Source organism: Cellulomonas wangleii, assembly GCF_018388445.1.
Classification (GTDB): domain Bacteria; phylum Actinomycetota; class Actinomycetes; order Actinomycetales; family Cellulomonadaceae; genus Cellulomonas; species Cellulomonas wangleii.
The window spans coordinates 4,004,929-4,021,511 of record NZ_CP074405.1 but is presented as its reverse complement, the minus strand read 5'-3'; the positions used below and the strand labels follow the sequence as shown (position 1 = coordinate 4,021,511).

Below are 16,583 nucleotides of genomic sequence, written 5' to 3'. Positions count from 1 at the left end.
GACCGTCACCGTCCAGCTCGCCGACGGCACCAGCACTGGGCCGCTACGCATCGACACGCTGTCGCGTGCGATAGACATCAGCGGTGACCGACGACCGACCGACGCAGACGATGACGCTGCGCGGCGTCCGCGGGTTCGGTCGGCTGTGGAGCGCCTCGACGGTCTCAGCGTTCGGCAGCTACGTGACGACCTTCGCAGTGCCGTTCATCGTCGTGGACGCGCTGGACGGCGACGCCGTCGACGTCGGGCTGGTCAATGCGGCCCGCTGGGTGCCGTACCTCGTGTTCGGGCTGCTGGCCGGCGTGATGGTGGACCGGATGCGGCGCCGTCCCGTGCTGGTTGCCACCGACCTGCTGAGCGCGGTCGCGCTCGGAGCGATCCCTGCGCTGTCCATGACGGGGCACCTCGGGGTGGGGTGGCTCGTCGTCCTCATGGCCGTGTTCGGGCTGTGCACGCTGGTGGGTGATGCAGCGTTCCAGTCGTTCGTGCCCCGCGTCGTGCCGACCACGCTGCTCGGATCGGCACACGCCCGGCTCGATCAGTCGGATGCGGTCGCCCAGGTCAGCGGCCCTGCCCTCGCCGGCGGCCTCGTCCGCTTGCTGGGTGCGCCGCTCACGGTGCTCGTCGACGCCGTCACCTACCTGGCGTCCGCGGTCCTCCTGGCGACCGTCAAGGTCGACGAGCCTGCCGTGGAGCGGAGGTCGAACGCCCGGCTCCGCAGCATCGGGACCGAGATCCGGGAGGGTGTGCGCTGGGTCTACCGTCACCCGACGCTGCGTCCGCTCGCGCTGAGCACGCACGCGTGGTTCGCCTGCTCGGCCGTCGCGGGAGCGGTGATGGTGCCGTTCGCGTACAGGACGTTGCACCTGAGTGCGGGGACGCTCGGCCTGGCGCTCTCGGTTGCCGGGCTGGGGGCGCTGGTAGGCGCGTCCGTCGCGGTCCGGCTCGGACGACGGTTCGGTGCGGGCCGCGTCATCGTCGTCGCACGGTTCGGGACGGGGATCGCGTGGGGGCTCATGGCGTTCTCGCCCGTGGCGATGCACGAGGGGCCGGCCGCCGGCGGGTGGGGCGGTGGTCCGGCGTGGGTGGTGTTCGCACTGGGGCAGCTGCTGCTCGGGCTGTGCATGGGCGCGGAGAACACGAACGAGCTGGCGTACCGCCAGACCGCGACGCCGGACGCGCTGCAGGGCCGGATGAACGCCACGATGCGCTCGATCAACCGCGCGATGATCGTCGTGGCTGCGCCGCTGGGTGGTCTTCTCGGGGACGCCGCGGGGTACGGGGCGGCACTTGTCGTCGCGGGTGGGGCTCTGGTGGTCGCGACGGCCGTCACGGTCGGCTCCCGCTTGTGGGGCGCACGACTCGGTGACGCGTCCACATCGACGGCCGACGGCCTCTGAGCTGCACGACGCTGCCGGGGCGTTCCCCGTAGCAGACGCGCAGGTGGGTGTCACCTGCTCGTGCTCAGCCCTGTGCCTCTCGAGCCGGAGATCGACTGGCGCGCCCCGAAGCTGTCGATGGCCCCCAGCGGGGAGCCATCACGGTGATGACCAGGTTGTCCTGGGCGTCGTGTACGCTCCCTCACGACACATACCGGACGGTCGGTCTGTGATCTGACCTCGACGGAGAGGCGTGCGATGCAGCGGTTCGAGGGCAGGGTCGCCCTGGTCACCGGCGCGAGCCGCGGCATCGGGTTCGCGATCGCCGAGCGGCTCCTCGCCGAGGGCGCGTCCGTGGTCCTCACGGGCCGCAAGCAGGACGCGCTCGACGCCGCCGTCGCCGCCCTGTCGGCCCACCGCGGAGCCGAGCGGGTGCTGGGCCTCGCCGGGAAGGTCGACGACCCCGAGCACCGCACCGCGGCGATCGCCGCGACGGTCGAGCGGTTCGGGCGCCTCGACCACCTCGTGAACAACGCCGGTATCAACCCGGTCTACGGCCCGGCGCTGGAGATCGAGCTCGCGGCGGTGCACAAGATCCTCGCCGTCAACGTCGTCGCGGCCCTCGAGTGGACGCGTGACGCGGTCGCCGCCGGGCTCGGGACGGGCGAGGGGGCGTCGGTGCTCAACACCGCGTCGGCCGCCGGGCTCGCGGCCAGCCCTGGCATCGCGTTCTACGGCGTCTCCAAGGCCGGGCTCATGAACCTCACCGCGCAGCTCGCCGTCGAGCTCGCCCCGCGGGTCCGGGTCAACGCCGTCGCTCCCGCGGTCGTGCGGACCAGGCTCGGCGCCGCCCTCTACGAGGGTCGCGAGCAGGAGGTCGCCGCGCGCTATCCGCTGCGCCGGATCGGCGAGCCCGTCGACGTCGCCGGCCCCGCGGCGTTCCTGCTGTCCGACGACGCCGCCTGGGTGACCGGTCAGACGCTCGTGATCGACGGGGGCGCCTCCGTGGCGCCGATGGGGTGAGGATGTGCGGATGAAGCAGACGAGTGTGGTGGACGAGGTGACCCGTGCGGCGGTCGAGCTCTTCGCGTCCCGGGGGTACGCGAACACCTCCGTGCAGCAGGTGGTCGAGGCGGCAGGTGTGACCAAGGGCGCGCTGTACCACTACTTCCAGTCCAAGGACGACCTGCTGTTCGGCATCTACGAGCGTCTGCTGTCGCTCCAGACCGAGCACCTCAACGCGATCGTCGAGCGCGGCGAGCCGACCGCCGAGACCCTGCGCGCGGTGTGCGTGGACGTCATCGAGACGTCCGTCGACCACCTGCTCGAGGGCACCGTGTTCTTCCGCAGCGCGCACATGCTCTCGGCGCCGCGCCAGCAGGAGGTGACCCGCCGCCGCCGCGCGTACCACGACACGTTCGCCGGCCTCATCGAGGCCGGTCAGGCCGAGGGCCTGTACCGCACCGACGTCCCCGTCGCGGTGCTCGTCGCGCACTTCTTCTCGGACGTGCACTACCTCTCCCACTGGTACAGCCCCGAAGGCCCGGAGGACAAGACCGTGCTCGCGAACCAGCTCACCGACCTGTTCCTCGTCTCGATCTCGGCCGCGTCGGCCGGGTCGGCCCCTGCGGTCCGGCCGCACGCCACCTCCGCGGTCGAGGGCTGACCGCCGTGCGCGCCTGGCACGTCACGGCCCACGGGGAGCCCGCGGACGTCCTGCGGCTCGTCGACCTCCCCGACCCCGTCGCGGGCGACGGGCAGGTGCTCGTGCGGGTGCGGGCGGTCGCCGTGAACTTCCCGGACGTGCTGCTCGCGCGCGGGGAGTACCAGGTGCGCCCGCCGCTGCCGTTCGTGCCGGGCATCGAGCTCTGCGGAGAGGTCCTCGCGGTCGGCGCCGGCGTCACGCACGTGGACGTCGGGCAGCGCGTCGTCGGCTCCCACATCGGGGTGCTCGCCGAGCTCGCGGTGCTCGACGCCCACGAGGTCTTCGCGGCGCCGGACGCGCTCGACGACGCCCAGGCGTCCGCCTTCACGATCGCCTACCAGACCGGGTGGTTCGGGCTGCACCGGCGTGCGGCGCTCCAGCGCGGGGAGACCCTGCTCGTGCACGCCGCGGCAGGCGGGGTCGGCACCGCGGCGGTCCAGCTCGGCGCCGCGGCCGGTGCCCGCGTCATCGGTGTGGTCGGCAGCGCCGCCAAGGCCGACGCCGCACGCCGCGCCGGGGCGCACGTCGTCATCGACCGGTCCGCGCAGGACGTCGCGGACGCGGTGCGTGCCGAGACCGGCGGCGCCGGGGTCGACGTCGTGTACGACCCCGTCGGCGGGGACGCGTTCGCCGCGTCGACGAGGTGCGTCGCGTTCGAGGGGCGGATCGTCGTGGTCGGGTTCGCCGGCGGGACCATCCAGGACATCCGCGCGGCGCACCTGCTGGTGAAGAACTACACCGTGCACGGTCTGCACTGGGGGCTCTACGCGCGCGTCCGCCCGGAGCTCGTCACCGCCGCCCACGTCGAGCTGACCCGGCTCGCGGACACCGGCGCCGTCGTCCCGCAGGTCAGCGACGTGGTCCCGTTCACCGACGCGGCCGCCGCGGTCGCCCGGCTCGCCGCCGGGAGCACGACGGGCCGCCTGGTGGTCCGCGTCCAGGACTGACGCGACCGGGCCGGGACCGCGCACGGACCGGGTGGGTGCCGGGCGTCCACCACCACCGACCGCACGGGGAGACGACGATGACGCAGCTCGACGGACGTGTGGCCCTCGTCTCCGGCGGCGCCCGCGGCCTCGGTGCCGCGTACGTGCGGGCCCTGCACGGCTGCGGCGCGAGCGTCGTCGTCGCGGACCTGCTCGACGAGGAGGGGACCGCGCTCGCGGACGAGCTCGGGGAGCGCGCGCTGTTCGTGCACCTCGACGTGACGTCGGAGAGCAGCTGGGCGGTCGCGGTGGAGGCCGCGGTCGGGCTCGGCGGGGTGGACGTGCTGGTCAACAACGCCGGGATCGCGAACACCGGCCGGATCGAGCGGTACGGCCGGGAGAAGTGGGACGCCGTGATCGCGGTCAACCTCACGGGGACCTACCTCGGGACGCGCGCGGTCGTGCCCGTCATGAAGGCGGCGCGGAAGGGGTCGATCATCAACATCTCCTCGGTCGAGGGGATGCGCGGCGACGCGGGTCTGCACGGGTACGTCGCGTCGAAGTTCGGGGTGCGCGGGCTCACCAAGTCCCTCGCGGTCGAGCTCGGTGCCGACGGGATCCGGGTCAACTCGGTGCACCCCGGCTTCGTGCTGACGCCGATGACGGAGCGGCTCGACGTGACGCTCCAGCGGATCCCGCTCGGGCGGCCCGCGGTGCCGGACGACGTCGTGGGCGCCGTGCTGTTCCTCGCGGGGGACGAGTCCGCCTACGTGACGGGCATCGAGCTCGTGGTCGACGGCGGCATGATCGCGGGTGTCCCGCACGCGTGAGGGCGGTACCGGGCGGGCGTCCTGGAATGCGTCTGGTCTGATACATACCGTCCAGTCGGTTTCTCCTGTACTGTCGCAGCACGCCGACACGACGGAGTGCCGATGCCACCACGGGAAGCGCCCGCCCGCGCGGGTGCGATGCGACTGCAGGTCCGCGGACTGACCGTGCGCTTCGGCGGTCTCGCGGCCCTCACCGACGTCGACCTCGACGTCGCCGACGGCCAGGTCGTGGGCCTGATCGGGCCGAACGGCGCGGGCAAGACCACCGTGTTCAACGCCGTCAGCGGGCTCGTCCGCACCGCTGCCGGGACGATCACCGTCGCGGGCCGCCCCGCGCCCCGCGCGCCCTCGGGGCTGGCCCGGGCGGGCGTCGCCCGCACGCTCCAGGGTCTCGGGCTGTTCCCGGGGCTGAGCGTCCGCGAGAACGTGGAGGTGGGCGCCCTGGCCGCCCCCGACCCCGGCGCACCCGACCCCGCAGCCCGCACGCTCCGGGCGCTCGACGACCTCGGGATCGCCGACCGCGCCGCGCTGCCCGTCGGTGCGCTGCCCTACCCCGAGCAGAAGAAGGTCGCCCTCGCGCGCGCGCTCGTCGCCGATCCCCGGCTCCTGCTGCTCGACGAGCCCGCGGGCGGGCTCGGCGCCGCCGACATCGCCGAGCTCGACGCCGTCGTGCGGCGGGTCGCCGCGACCGGGTGCGCGGTCCTGCTCGTCGAGCACCACGTCGACTTCGTCATGGGGCTGTGCGACCGGGTCGTCGTGCTCGACTTCGGGCGGGTCATCGCCGACGGCCTGCCCGACGACGTCCGCCGGGATCCCGCCGTCACCGCGGCGTACCTCGGGATCGAGGTGACCGCCCCGTGAGCGCAGCCCTGAGCGTGCGGGACCTCGTCGTCGGCTACGGCGGCGCGCCCGTCCTGCACGGCGTCTCGTTCGACGTCGACGACGGCACCGTCGTCGCGCTCGTCGGCGGCAACGGCGCCGGCAAGACCACGCTGCTGCGGACCGTGTCCGGGCTGCTCGCGCCGTCGGCCGGCACCGTGCACCTCGACGGGCGGGACCTCGCCCGCGTCGGCGTCGAGGACCGCGTGCGCCGCGGGCTCGCCCAGGTGCCCGAGGGGCGCGGCGTCATCACCGAGCTCACCGTCGAGGAGAACCTGCGGCTCGGCGGGCTCTGGCGCCGCGACCCCGTCGGCCTGCGAGCCGCGCTCGCGGAGATGTACGCGCTCTTCGAGCCTCTCGAGCGACGCCGCACGACCCTCGGCCACCAGCTCTCCGGCGGCGAGCGGCAGATGCTCGCGATCGCCCGCGCGCTCGTCGCCCGGCCCCGCGTGCTCCTGCTCGACGAACCGTCGCTCGGCCTCGCGCCCCTCGTCGTCGCCCAGATCATGCGCACGCTGCGCGAGCTGTGCGACCGCACCGGGCTCACCGTCCTGCTCGCCGAGCAGAACGTCGCCGGGGCGCTGTCCGTCGCCGACCGGGGCCTCGTGCTCGGGCTCGGGGAGGTCGTCGCGTCGCGGCCGGCGGCCGAGCTCGCCGGTGACGAGGCCCTCCGACACGCCTACCTGGGGTTCTGATGGACCGGTTCGTGTTCCTGCTCGGCACCGGGCTGGCCCGGGGCACGCTGTTCGCGCTGTTCGCGCTCGCGCTCGTGCTCATCTGGCGCGCCACCAGGATCGTCAACTTCGCCGCCGGCGCCATGGCGATCGTCGGCGTGTACGTCGGCGTCGCCGTCACCGGCCTGACCGGCAGCTACTGGTGGGGCCTGGTCGCGACCGTGCTGGCCGGCGGAGTCGTCGGCCTCGTGGTCGAGCGGGGGGTCCTGAGGTTCGCGTCGGCCCGCTCGCCGCTGTCCGGGGTCATCCTCGCGATCGGCCTCGTGATCGTGCTGCAGTCGCTGCTCGGCATCGCGTTCGGCCAGCAGCACGAGCCCGTCCCCGCACCGTTCAGCGACCGGCCGCTGCGCGTCGGCGGGGTCCCGCTGCTCTCGCCGTACGACGTCGTCGTCGTCATCGTCGCGCTCGGGCTCATGGCGGCCCTGCGGCTGCTGTTCGTGCGGACGACGCTCGGCCTCCAGCTGCGCGCCGCGGCGTTCGCACCCGAGGTGGCCCGGCTGCTCGGCGTCCGCGTCGCACGGATGCGGACGGTCGGCTGGGTGCTCGCCGCGGCGGCCGCGTCGCTCGCCGCGATGCTCGCGGTGCCCAAGGAGCTCGGCCTCAACCCGCACGCCGCCGACATGCTGTTCGTCTACGCGTTCACCGTCGCGGTCGTCGGCGGGCTCGACTCACCGGGCGGTGCGCTCCTCGCAGGGCTCACGGTGGGGGTCGTCATGAGCCTCGTCACCGGGTACCTCGGGGCGACGCTGGCCCCCGTCGCGGTGCTCGCACTGCTCGTCGTCGTGCTGCTCGTGCGACCGTCCGGCCTGTTCGCCCAGGCCGAGGCGAGGCGAGCATGAACGCGCGCCGCACGCTCCTGCTCGCGCTCGGCGGGCTCGTCCTCGCGATCGGCCTGACGTTCCTGCTCGACCCGTACCGCAACTACCAGCTCGCGCTCGCCGCGGCCTACCTGTGCGCGACCGCCGGGCTGACCGTCCTCGTCGGGCTCAGCGGGCAGCTCTCGCTCGGGCACGCCGCACTCATGGCGGCGGGCGGCTACGGGTACGCGCTGACGTCGCAGGCGCTGACCTCGGCCGGCGTCGGCGGCGTGCCGCGGTTCCTCGCGGCGACCGTCGCCGCGGCGGTGGCCGCCGGGGTCCTCGGGCTGCTGCTCGGGCTCGCGGGCGCCCGCCTGCACGGCCCGTACCTCGCCGGGCTCACGCTCACGCTCGTCGTCGCGGTGCCCGCGGTGGCCGCGAGCGTCGGCGCGCTCCAGGGCGACCGCGGCGTCCGGATCGAGTTCGAGGGGGTCCCGGGCCCGCTCAAGGCGCTCATCGCGCTCGAGCAGTGGCAGGCGTGGGTCGCGCTCGCCGTCGCTGCCGTCGCCGTGACCGGGCTCGCGCTCGTGCGCGACGGGCGCACCGGGCTGCGCATGCGCGCGGTGCGGGACGACGAGGTCGCCGCGGCGCTCGCCGGGATCGCGCCCGCCCGGGTCAAGGTGCTCGCGTTCGTCGTCAGCTCCGTGACCGCCGGGCTCGGCGGCGCGGTCCTCACGTTCGTCACGCAGTCCGTCTCGCCCGGCGCCTACACCGTGTCGCTCTCGCTGCTGCTGCTCGTCGCGGTCGTGGTCGGCGGGCTCGGCAGCCTGCTCGGCGCCGCGCTCGGCGCGGTGCTCCTGGTGCTGCTGCCGTGGCTCGTCGGCACGCTGACCGACATGCTGCCGCTCCCGTCGCAGGTCACGCAGCGGCTCGACGGCACGCTGCCGCTGCTGGTGTTCGGGCTGCTGCTCATCGTCCTCGTCGCCGGCGCCCCGGGCGGGCTGGCCGGCGCGCTCACCGCAGCCCGCGACCGCCGCCGGGCCCGCAGACGCCCCCCGGCACCCGGGCCCAGCGCCGCACGGCTCGCCCCCACCGCCGGCGACGACCCCACCGCCGGGGACGACCCCACCGGCCCGGCCGCACGCCCCGGGTCCGTCGGCCCCACCGCCACCCGCTCTGGAGAACCCGTCCGCACACCGACCGAGGGATGACGACGATGCCGCAGCTCCGTACCTCACCCACGCGCCGCCGCCCGCGGCGCACCGCCGGCCCGCTCGTCGCGCTCGTGACGATCGTGCCGCTCGCCGCCTGCTCGACGCCCGCCGCGTCCCCCGGCGTCGACGAGGAGACCGTCACGATCGGCACGCACACGCCGCTCACCGGACCGGCGGCGGCGGGCTACTCGTCGATCTCCGCGGCCGCGTCCGCCTACTTCGACTACCTCAACGACAACGGCGGGGTCCACGGCCGCAGCATCGAGTACGTGGTCAAGGACGACGCGTACAACCCGTCGACCACGCAGACGGTCGTGCGCGAGCTCGTCCAGGAGCACGAGGTGCTCGCGGTCGTCAACGGCCTCGGCACCCCGACCCACTCCGCGGTGCTCGACTACCTCAACGAGAACGAGGTCCCCGACCTGTTCGTCGCGTCGGGCAGCCCGAGCTGGGACCAGCCCGAGACCTACCCGTGGACGTTCGGCTACAACGCGGACTACATCACCGAGGGCAAGGTGCTCGCCCACCACGCCCAGCAGACGTACGACGACGCCGTCTACTGCGTGCTCGGCCAGGACGACGACTTCGGCACCGACTTCACCGTCGGCCTGACGACGGTGCTCGACGAGCTCGCGAGCACCCAGACGTACTCGGTGTCCAACCAGGACGTGACCGCGCAGATCGGCGCGATGCAGGCGGCCGGGTGCACCGTGAACTTCCTCGCGACCGTCAACGGCTTCACGGCGCTCGCGCTCGGCACCGCCGCGAAGATGGGCTACCGCGCGCAGTGGCTGTCCTCGTCGTCGGGCGGCGACTACCCGACGCTGGTCGGCTACCTCGGCGAGGACGTCGGGCCCGCGCTCCTCGAGGGCTTCGTCAGCACCAACTACCTCCCGTTCAGCGCCGACGACCCGTGGGTCGAGCTGTTCCAGAAGGTCAACGACGAGTACAACGACGGAGCACCGTTCACGGGGAACACCGTGTTCGGGATGTCGGTGGCGTACACGTTCGCCGAGGCGCTCGCGCGCGCGGGCGAGGACCCCACGCGCGAGAGCCTGGTCGAGGCCCTGGAGTCCGGCGAGGTCGTCGGCAACGGGATCGTCCCGCTGCAGTTCGGGAAGGACAGCCGCCGGGCGTTCGGCGGCGTCGGGATCACGGTCGTCGAGGGCGGCGTGCAGGACTACGTCGGCGAGGTGTACACGACCGACACCGCCGACGGGGACGTCGTCGTGTACGACGGCGAGGCGGTCCCGCTGGAGAACGACGGGATCCCGCAGAGCTGACCGGGTCGGACCCGCAGACGCGCTGCGGCCCGGGTGCGATGTCGCACCCGGGCCGCTCGTCCGCGAGCTGGCCGCCGTCACCGCACGACGGGCTCCCCGGCCGGCGTCGAGTACTGCGCGACGAGCTCACGCTTGAGCACCTTGCCCGAGCCGCCGAGCGGCAGCGTCTCGACGAGGTGGACCACGCGGGGGTACTTGTAGGCGGCGATCAGCTCGCGCGTGAAGTCGACGACCTCCTGCGCGGTCGCCGCGCGGCCGGGCATGAGGACGACGGCGGCGTGGACCTCCTGGCCGTGCGCGTCGTCGGCGATGCCGAACACCGCGGCCTGCGCGACGGCCGGGTGGCGGACCATCGCGTCCTCGACCTCGCTCGGGTACACGTTGTAGCCGTTGCGGACGATCATGTCCTTCTTGCGGTCGACGATCGTCACGATCCCCTCGGCGTCGACGGTGCCGAGGTCGCCGGTCCGGAACCAGCCGTCGACGACGGCCGCAGCGGTCGCCTCGGGGTTGCCGAGGTAGCCCTTGAACAGGTTGTGGCCACGCACCACGATCTCGCCGAGCTCGCCCGGGCCGAGCAGCACGATCCGACCCTCGACCTCGGGGTCCGCCACCTCCACGTCGACGCCCCACAGCGGCCGGCCGACGGTGCCCGGGCGGATGGGCTCGCCGACGTAGTTGAACGACACGGTCGGCGCCGTCTCCGTCAGGCCGTAGCCCTCGTGCACCTCGGCACCGAACTCCTGCGCGAACGCCTCCAGCAGCGCGACCGGCAGCGCGGCGCCGCCCGAGACCGCGTACTTGAGCGGGGGCCGGGCGGGCGTGCGCGCGGCGGCCTGGACCATGCCGAGGAACATCGTCGGGACGGCGGTGAACACCGTCGCGCGGTGCCTGACGAGCAGCGCGAGCGCCTCGTCGGGGTCGAACCGGGGCAGCAGCACGATCGCGGCGCCGCGCCGGAACGCGGTGTTGAGCACGGCGGACTGGCCGAACGTGTGGAAGAACGGCAGCCCGCCGAAGACGACGTCATCGGCCTGCAGGTCCGTGGTGTCGAGCAGCGTGACGTGCACCTGCTCGATCAGGGTGAGGTGCGAGGCGACCGCGCCCTTGGGTCGGCCCGTCGTGCCGCTCGTGTACAGGACCGTGGCCGGCGCGAGCGGGTTGACCGACGCGTACGTGTGGACCGGTTCCGCGGCGTCGGCCTCGTCCTCCAGGCGCGGGGCCGGGACCGCGCCGGCGTGCGTGTCGGGTACCAGGACCGTCACAGCGGGGACGCCGGCCGCCGCGGCGGCCGGCAGCGCCTCGCCGAGCATCGGGGCCGCGGCGACGAGCAGCGTCGCGCCGCTGTCGCGCAGCACGTACTCGATCTCCTGGGCCTTGAACAGCAGGTGCACGGGCACGACGACCGCGCCGAGCGACAGGACCGCGTAGTAGACGCGCGCGAAGTCGGGCACGTTCGGCACGAGCATCGCGACGCGGTCGCCCGGCCCGACGCCACGGTCCCGCAGGGCACCGGCGTACGCGCGCGTACGGTCCCACAGCGGGCCGTAGGTCAGCGCGGCGTCACCGAAGTGGAACGCGACCCGGTCCGGGTGGCGGCGGGCGGTCTCGGCGAGGATCGCGGCGACGGAGAGCGTGCTGTGCCCTGGGCCGGTGAGGATCGGGTCGGGGGTCATCTCGGGGTCCCTTCGCATGTGGTGACTTCGTCGGCAGCTACAGCGGGGGTGGTGCGAGGTAGTGCTGGTGCGGGGTGGTGCGGTGCGGGCGGGACGTCACGTCGGGCGCGGTCGGAGCTCGGCCTTCCCGAGCGAGGAGAGGTGGACCTCGTCGGGCCCGTCGGCGATCCGCAGCGACCGTGCTGCGGCGTACATCGCGGCGAGCGGCTGGTCCTCGCTGAGCCCCGCCGCACCGAACACCTGGATGGCGCGGTCCACGACCTGCTGCACCGCGCGCGGGACCGCGATCTTGATCGCCTGGATCTCGGTCATCGCCGCGCGGTTGCCGACCGTGTCCATGAGCCAGGCGGTCTTGAGGACGAGCAGCCTCAGCGCCTCGACCTGGATGCGCGACTCCGCGGCCCACTCCCGCACGACGCCCTGCTCGGCGAGCGGCCGGCCGAACGGGGACCGGGACGCGGCGCGCTCGCGCACCAGGTCGAGCGCGCGCTCCGCCATGCCGAGCGCCCGCATGCAGTGGTGGATGCGGCCCGGTCCGAGCCGGGCCTGCGCGATCGCGAACCCGTCGCCCTCACCGCCGAGCAGCGCCGAGGCGGGCACGCGCACGTCCTCGAACGCGATCTCGGCGTGCCCGCCGTGGTCGCGGTCGTCGTAGCCGAGCACGGTCAGCGGGCGGACGACCCGCACGCCGGGGGTGTCGCGCGGGACGAGCACGATGCTCTGCTGCCGGTGCCGCGGCGCCTCGGGGTCGGTCGCCCCCATGACGACGAGCAGCGTCGCGTCGGGGTTCATCGCGCCCGTCGACCACCACTTGCGACCCGTGACCACCAGGTGGTCGCCGTCGCGGCGGATGCGGGTCGCGATCTGGGTGGCGTCGGACGACGCGGCGCCGGGCTCGGTCATGCAGAACGCCGAGCGCGTCTGCGCGGCGAGCAGCGGGTCGAGCCAGCGCTCCTGCTGCTCGGGGGTCCCGAACTCGGCGAGGAGCTCGGCGTTCCCGGTGTCGGGGGCCGCGCAGTTGGTCGCGACGGGGCCGAGGCGCGGGCTGCGGCCCAGGAGCTCGGCGACGGGCGCGTACTGCAGGTTCGTCAGCCCGGCGCCGCGCGGCCCCGGCAGGAACAGGTTCCACAGGCCCTGCGCCCGCGCGATCTCCTGCAGCTCGCGGACCACCGGGCGCGGACCCCACTCGTCGGGGGTCGCGGCGACCTGCGCGTCGAGCACCGGCTCGGCGGGCAGGACGTGCTCGTCGAGGAACGTGCGCGTGCGCGTGCACACGTCCCGGGTCCGCTCGTCGTAGGCGAAGTCCACGTCCGCTGCTCTCAGCTCGCGCCGTCGAGGCACGCGAGGCCCTCGTCGGCCAACGGGAGGACGAGGGTGCCGATCGCGTCGAAGCCCTCGCCCACGGTCTCGCCCGCGCGGTACCGGAAGTGCACACCCTCGAGGATCACCGCGAGCTTGTACGCCGCGAACGCGCGGTACCAGGACAGCTCGGGGACGGACGAGCCCGACCGGGCGGCGTACGCGTCGGCGAGCTCGGCGAACTCCGGGTAGCCCGCAGCGGGGTCGACCGCGCTCGCGGTCAGGCCGTCGGGCGGCGCGATCCGGCGGATGTCCCAGTACAGGCCGAGCATCCCGAGGTCGACGGCGGCGTCGCCGAGCGTGGCCATCTCCCAGTCGAGCACCGCCGCCACGTGCACGCCGCCCGCGCGGGAGACGAGCGCGTTGTCGAGCCGGTAGTCCCCGTGCACGAGTCCGGTGCGGACCGTCGCGGGCACGTGCTCGCGCAGGCGCTCCTGCAGTGCGTCGAGCGCGGGGAGGTCGCGCGAGCGCGAGCCGTCGTACTGCCGACCCCAGCGGTGCAGCTGGCGGCCGAGGTAGCCGTCGGGTCGGCCGAGGTCGGCCAGCCCGACGGACGCGGGATCGAGGGTGTGCAGCTCGGCGAGCAGCTCCGCGAGCTCGAGGCTCAGGGCCCGGAGCTCGGCGGGGGACCAGGCGCCGTTCTGCGTGGGGTCGCGCAGTGCCTCGCCCTCGACCCGCTCCATGACGAAGAACGGCGTCCCGGTCCCGGCGCTGCCGTCGGCGTCGTCGACGAGGTCCACGGTCGCGGGCACGGGGACGCGGGTGCTGCCGAGCGCGCGGATCACGCGGTGCTCGCGGGCCATGTCGTGCGCGGTCTCCTGCACGTGGCCCAGCGGCGGCCGGCGCAGCACGAGCGGGAGGCGCGCGCCGTCGACCCGGTACGTGAGGTTGCTGCGGCCGCCGGCGAACAGCGTCGCGCGCAGCGGCTCGTCGGTCGCGAGCTCGGGGTGCGTGCGGCGGAGCCACGTGTCGAGGCGCGCGACGTCGAGACCGGGCAGTGCCCGTGCGGTGGTGCCGTCATCGACGGTCGGCCGGCCCGGCGAGGGCGGGACCTCCGGCGTGCCGGCGGACGCGGTGGGCGCGTCCGGGACGGGCTGGGTCACCGGCGACCACCTCCGCGGTTCGGGCGGGCGGCGGTGCCCGCGCTCCGCAGCATACCGGACAGTCGGTATGACGCGCCGCCCTGTGTCCCTGGTGGTCGACGCCGTGACGACATCCGCCGACACCGACCCGGCGCCGGCGACGGTCCCGGGGTGAGTCAGACCAGGAGGTCCCGCTCGATCGCGGTCCGGATCGCCTCGGGGACCGGCGCCGGGCGGCGCGAGTCGCGGTCGACGAACACGTGCACGAAGCGCCCGGTCGCGATCGGCTCCGGCTCGTCCGCGCGCAGGATGCCGAGCTCCCACGTGATGCTCGTGGTCCCCACGCGGCCCGCGCGCAGGCCGACCGCGAGCGGCTCGGGGAACGACGCGGGCGCCCGGAACTCGCACGACGAGGAGACGCACAGCGCGATCCGGTCGCTGCCGAGGGGGTCGAGCCCGGCGCCGATCATCCAGGCGTTGACGGTCGTGTCCATCGCCTCGTAGTAGACGGTGTTGTTGACGTGCCCGTACTGGTCGTTGTCGTTCCAGCGTGTCGGGAACGGGGCGTGGTGGCCGTAGGTCATCGGGGCTCCTCGGGGCGCAGGACGAGGTCGAACGCGGCGCGGGCGCGCTCGGCGCTCGGCGCGTCGCCGGTGATCAGGTCGGCGTACGTGAAGGACTCCGAGACCCGCACGAGCAGGTAGGCGAGGTCGACCGGAGCGATGTCGCGCCCGAACGGCCGGTCACCGAGCTCCTGGCGGACCAGCTGCTCGACGACGGCGACGTACCGGCGCTGGATCTGGCTGTCGTTGGTCGTGAGCAGCCGCAGGGCCCGCGCGGGCTCCCGGCTCAGGAAAGACCGGAAGTAGTCGGCGGTGATGAGGTCGTGCGCGAACGAGGTGAGGATCGCGACGACCCGGTCGCTGCCGGAACGCCCGTGGGTCGCGGCGTCGGCCTGCTCGAGCGTCGGGACGGCGAGCGACCACAGCACCTCGGACAGCAGCGCGTCGCGGTTGCCGACCCAGCGGAACAGCGAGGTGCGGTCGACGCCCAAGCGGGTCGCGAGCCCGCCCATGTCGATGCGCTCGCCGGCGATGAACGTCTCGCGTGCGATGCGGAACGCCCGGACGGCGTCCTCGTGCGTGCCGTCCTCGAGCCGCTGGGACAGCCGGGACGGCGCGACCGCGGTGCCGACCCGCGCGAGCGAGCTCCGGTGGGTGGGGGCCGTCATGCGCCGCACTCTAGCCCCGGCCCGGCAGGGGGTTGCAACATTCCTGAGAATGATGCAACCCTGGCAGCGGGACGCGCGCGCACCGGGGCGCAGCGCGCCGATCGACGACGATCGAGGGCCGAGATGACCGACACCGCCACGACGGACCACGCCGCCACGGACCACGCCGCCACGGATCGCACCGCCGACCGTCCGGCCGCCGCCGGGAGCGCCGCGACCGACGCCGGCGCGTACCTCGTCCCCGGCACCGACCGTCTCGCCGCCGACTTCTACGGCTTCCAGGACGAGCTCACGCCCGTCGAGCTCGAGGCGTCGCTGCGCCTGCGCGACTTCATGGAGCGCGAGGTCCGGCCCATCGCCGCCGACTACTGGGACCGCGCCGAGTTCCCGACGCAGATCATCCCCGGGCTCGCCGACCTCGGGATGTTCGGCGCGATGTGGCCCGAGACGCAGCGGTTCGAGAACAGCGCCGTGTGGCGCGGCTGGGCGGCGCTCGAGCTCGGGCGGGTCGACCCGTCGACGGCGACGTTCGTCGGCGTGCAGAGCGGCCTGGCGATGAGCTCGATCGCGATCGGCGGCTCGCCCGAGCAGCGCGCGCAGTGGCTGCCGCCCATGGGCCGTGGCGAGCTCATCGGCGCGTTCGGCCTGACCGAGCCGCTGTCCGGCTCCGACTCCTCGAAGGGCCTGCGCACGACCGCCGAGCGCCACGGCGACACGTGGGTGCTCAACGGCGCCAAGCGGTGGATCGGCAACGCGACGTTCGCCGACGTCGTCGTCATCTGGGCGCGCGACGTCGCCGACCACCAGGTCAAGGGCTTCCTCGTGCGCCGCGGGACCCCCGGGTTCACGACCACGAAGATCGAGCGCAAGCAGGCCCTGCGGATCGTGCAGAACGCCGACATCACGCTCGACGGCGTCCGCGTCGACGAGGCCGACCGGCTGCCGAACATCCACTCGTTCCGCGAGGTCGCGCTCGTGCTCCGGCTGACGCGCGCGGAGGTCGCCTGGCAGGCCGTGGGGGTGCAGGTCGGCGCGTACGAGGCGGCGGTGCGGTACGCGGGGGAGCGTCAGCAGTTCGGCCGGCCGCTCGCGTCGTTCCAGCTCGTGCAGGACCGCCTCGCGCAGTGCCTCGGGAACATCACCGCGTGCATCGCGCTGTGCCTGCAGGCGTCGCGGATGCAGGACCAGGGACGCCAGGGCGACGAGCACGCGGCGCTCGCCAAGGGGTACGCGACGACCCGCATGCGCGAGACGGTCGCGTGGTGCCGCGAGCTGCTGGGCGGCAACGGCATCGTGCTCGACCACGGGGTCGCCAAGTTCTTCGCCGACGCGGAGGCCGTCTACTCGTTCGAGGGCACACGCGACATGAACAACCTCATCGTCGGGCGTGCGATCACCGGGGTCGGCGCGTTCGTCTGACCGGCACGCCGCGCCGCCGCGCGACCGACCGACCGTCCGTCCGACCCGTCGTCGTCCACGAGAGGACCG

General features: G+C 74.1%; 16 protein-coding genes. 11 read left to right on the top strand and 5 right to left on the bottom strand.

Annotated elements, in window-relative coordinates; genetic code table 11:
• The first annotated feature begins 83 nt into the window (after nt 1-83).
• The 10 genes from KG103_RS18430 (at nt 84) to KG103_RS18385 (ending at nt 9,747) form a co-directional block, all read left to right on the top strand.
• Nucleotides 84-1,400: an MFS transporter gene (locus KG103_RS18430; protein WP_207340014.1), complete on the top strand. Its 1,317-nt coding sequence runs from the start codon at nt 84-86 to the stop codon at nt 1,398-1,400.
• A gap of 237 nt (nt 1,401-1,637) precedes the next feature.
• Nucleotides 1,638-2,402 carry an SDR family oxidoreductase gene (locus tag KG103_RS18425; RefSeq protein WP_207340013.1) on the top strand — a complete coding sequence of 255 codons (765 nt, stop codon included), beginning with the start codon at nt 1,638-1,640 and terminating at the stop codon, nt 2,400-2,402.
• A gap of 10 nt (nt 2,403-2,412) precedes the next feature.
• Entirely contained in the window at nt 2,413-3,045 is a 633-nt protein-coding gene (locus KG103_RS18420) for a TetR/AcrR family transcriptional regulator (RefSeq protein WP_207340012.1), read from the top strand.
• A 5-nt stretch (nt 3,046-3,050) separates the two neighbouring features.
• Nucleotides 3,051-4,031: an NADPH:quinone oxidoreductase family protein gene (locus KG103_RS18415; RefSeq protein WP_207340011.1), complete on the top strand. Its 981-nt coding sequence runs from the start codon at nt 3,051-3,053 to the stop codon at nt 4,029-4,031.
• Nucleotides 4,032-4,108: 77 nt separating this feature from the next.
• Entirely contained in the window at nt 4,109-4,840 is a 732-nt protein-coding gene (locus tag KG103_RS18410; RefSeq protein ID WP_207340010.1) for a glucose 1-dehydrogenase, read from the top strand.
• Between the two features lie 138 nt (nt 4,841-4,978).
• Nucleotides 4,979-5,701 (top strand): ABC transporter ATP-binding protein, encoded by a 723-nt coding sequence (locus KG103_RS18405; RefSeq protein ID WP_243656294.1) that lies wholly within the window; start codon nt 4,979-4,981, stop codon nt 5,699-5,701.
• Entirely contained in the window at nt 5,698-6,414 is a 717-nt protein-coding gene (locus tag KG103_RS18400) for an ABC transporter ATP-binding protein (RefSeq protein ID WP_207340008.1), read from the top strand. The genes KG103_RS18405 and KG103_RS18400 overlap by 4 nt, the downstream gene beginning before the upstream one ends.
• Nucleotides 6,414-7,292, top strand: coding sequence for a branched-chain amino acid ABC transporter permease (locus KG103_RS18395; RefSeq protein ID WP_207340007.1), 879 nt, complete (start codon nt 6,414-6,416; stop codon nt 7,290-7,292). Before KG103_RS18400 ends, KG103_RS18395 begins: the two co-directional genes overlap by 1 nt.
• Nucleotides 7,289-8,461, top strand: a complete 1,173-nt coding sequence (locus KG103_RS18390) for an ABC transporter permease subunit (protein ID WP_207340006.1) — start codon at nt 7,289-7,291, stop codon at nt 8,459-8,461. Before KG103_RS18395 ends, KG103_RS18390 begins: the two co-directional genes overlap by 4 nt.
• Nucleotides 8,462-8,466: 5 nt before the next feature.
• A complete protein-coding gene (locus KG103_RS18385; RefSeq protein WP_207340005.1) occupies nt 8,467-9,747 on the top strand; it encodes an ABC transporter substrate-binding protein in 1,281 nt (426 codons plus the stop codon).
• Between the two features lie 77 nt (nt 9,748-9,824).
• On the opposite strand, the gene KG103_RS18380 is transcribed toward KG103_RS18385, so the two are convergent.
• The 5 genes from KG103_RS18380 to KG103_RS18360 form a co-directional block, all read right to left on the bottom strand.
• Entirely contained in the window at nt 9,825-11,423 is a 1,599-nt protein-coding gene (locus KG103_RS18380) for a long-chain-fatty-acid--CoA ligase (RefSeq protein ID WP_207340004.1), read from the bottom strand.
• Between the two features lie 96 nt (nt 11,424-11,519).
• Nucleotides 11,520-12,731 (bottom strand): acyl-CoA dehydrogenase family protein, encoded by a 1,212-nt coding sequence (locus KG103_RS18375; protein WP_207340288.1) that lies wholly within the window; start codon nt 12,729-12,731, stop codon nt 11,520-11,522.
• A gap of 11 nt (nt 12,732-12,742) precedes the next feature.
• Nucleotides 12,743-13,885, bottom strand: coding sequence for a phosphotransferase family protein (locus KG103_RS18370; RefSeq protein ID WP_249670670.1), 1,143 nt, complete (start codon nt 13,883-13,885; stop codon nt 12,743-12,745).
• A gap of 155 nt (nt 13,886-14,040) precedes the next feature.
• Nucleotides 14,041-14,448, bottom strand: a complete 408-nt coding sequence (locus KG103_RS18365) for an acyl-CoA thioesterase (RefSeq protein ID WP_207340003.1) — start codon at nt 14,446-14,448, stop codon at nt 14,041-14,043.
• Nucleotides 14,445-15,095, bottom strand: coding sequence for a QsdR family transcriptional regulator (locus tag KG103_RS18360; RefSeq protein WP_207340002.1), 651 nt, complete (start codon nt 15,093-15,095; stop codon nt 14,445-14,447). Before KG103_RS18360 ends, KG103_RS18365 begins: the two co-directional genes overlap by 4 nt.
• Before the next feature lie 123 nt (nt 15,096-15,218).
• On the opposite strand from KG103_RS18360, the gene KG103_RS18355 reads away from it, so the two are divergent.
• A complete protein-coding gene (locus tag KG103_RS18355) occupies nt 15,219-16,514 on the top strand; it encodes an acyl-CoA dehydrogenase family protein (RefSeq protein ID WP_227582195.1) in 1,296 nt (431 codons plus the stop codon).
• The last annotated feature ends 69 nt before the right edge of the window (nt 16,515-16,583 follow it).

Coding starts and splice junctions, on each gene's coding strand:
- KG103_RS18425 (WP_207340013.1), top strand. CDS start 1,638: ATGCAGCGGTTCGAGGGCAGGGTCGCCCTGGTCACCGGCGCGAGCCGC.
- KG103_RS18420 (WP_207340012.1), top strand. CDS start 2,413: ATGAAGCAGACGAGTGTGGTGGACGAGGTGACCCGTGCGGCGGTCGAG.
- KG103_RS18410 (WP_207340010.1), top strand. CDS start 4,109: ATGACGCAGCTCGACGGACGTGTGGCCCTCGTCTCCGGCGGCGCCCGC.
- KG103_RS18405 (WP_243656294.1), top strand. CDS start 4,979: ATGCGACTGCAGGTCCGCGGACTGACCGTGCGCTTCGGCGGTCTCGCG.
- KG103_RS18395 (WP_207340007.1), top strand. CDS start 6,414: ATGGACCGGTTCGTGTTCCTGCTCGGCACCGGGCTGGCCCGGGGCACG.
- KG103_RS18390 (WP_207340006.1), top strand. CDS start 7,289: ATGAACGCGCGCCGCACGCTCCTGCTCGCGCTCGGCGGGCTCGTCCTC.
- KG103_RS18385 (WP_207340005.1), top strand. CDS start 8,467: ATGCCGCAGCTCCGTACCTCACCCACGCGCCGCCGCCCGCGGCGCACC.
- KG103_RS18380 (WP_207340004.1), bottom strand. CDS start 11,423: ATGACCCCCGACCCGATCCTCACCGGCCCAGGGCACAGCACGCTCTCC.
- KG103_RS18365 (WP_207340003.1), bottom strand. CDS start 14,448: ATGACCTACGGCCACCACGCCCCGTTCCCGACACGCTGGAACGACAAC.
- KG103_RS18360 (WP_207340002.1), bottom strand. CDS start 15,095: ATGACGGCCCCCACCCACCGGAGCTCGCTCGCGCGGGTCGGCACCGCG.
- KG103_RS18355 (WP_227582195.1), top strand. CDS start 15,219: ATGACCGACACCGCCACGACGGACCACGCCGCCACGGACCACGCCGCC.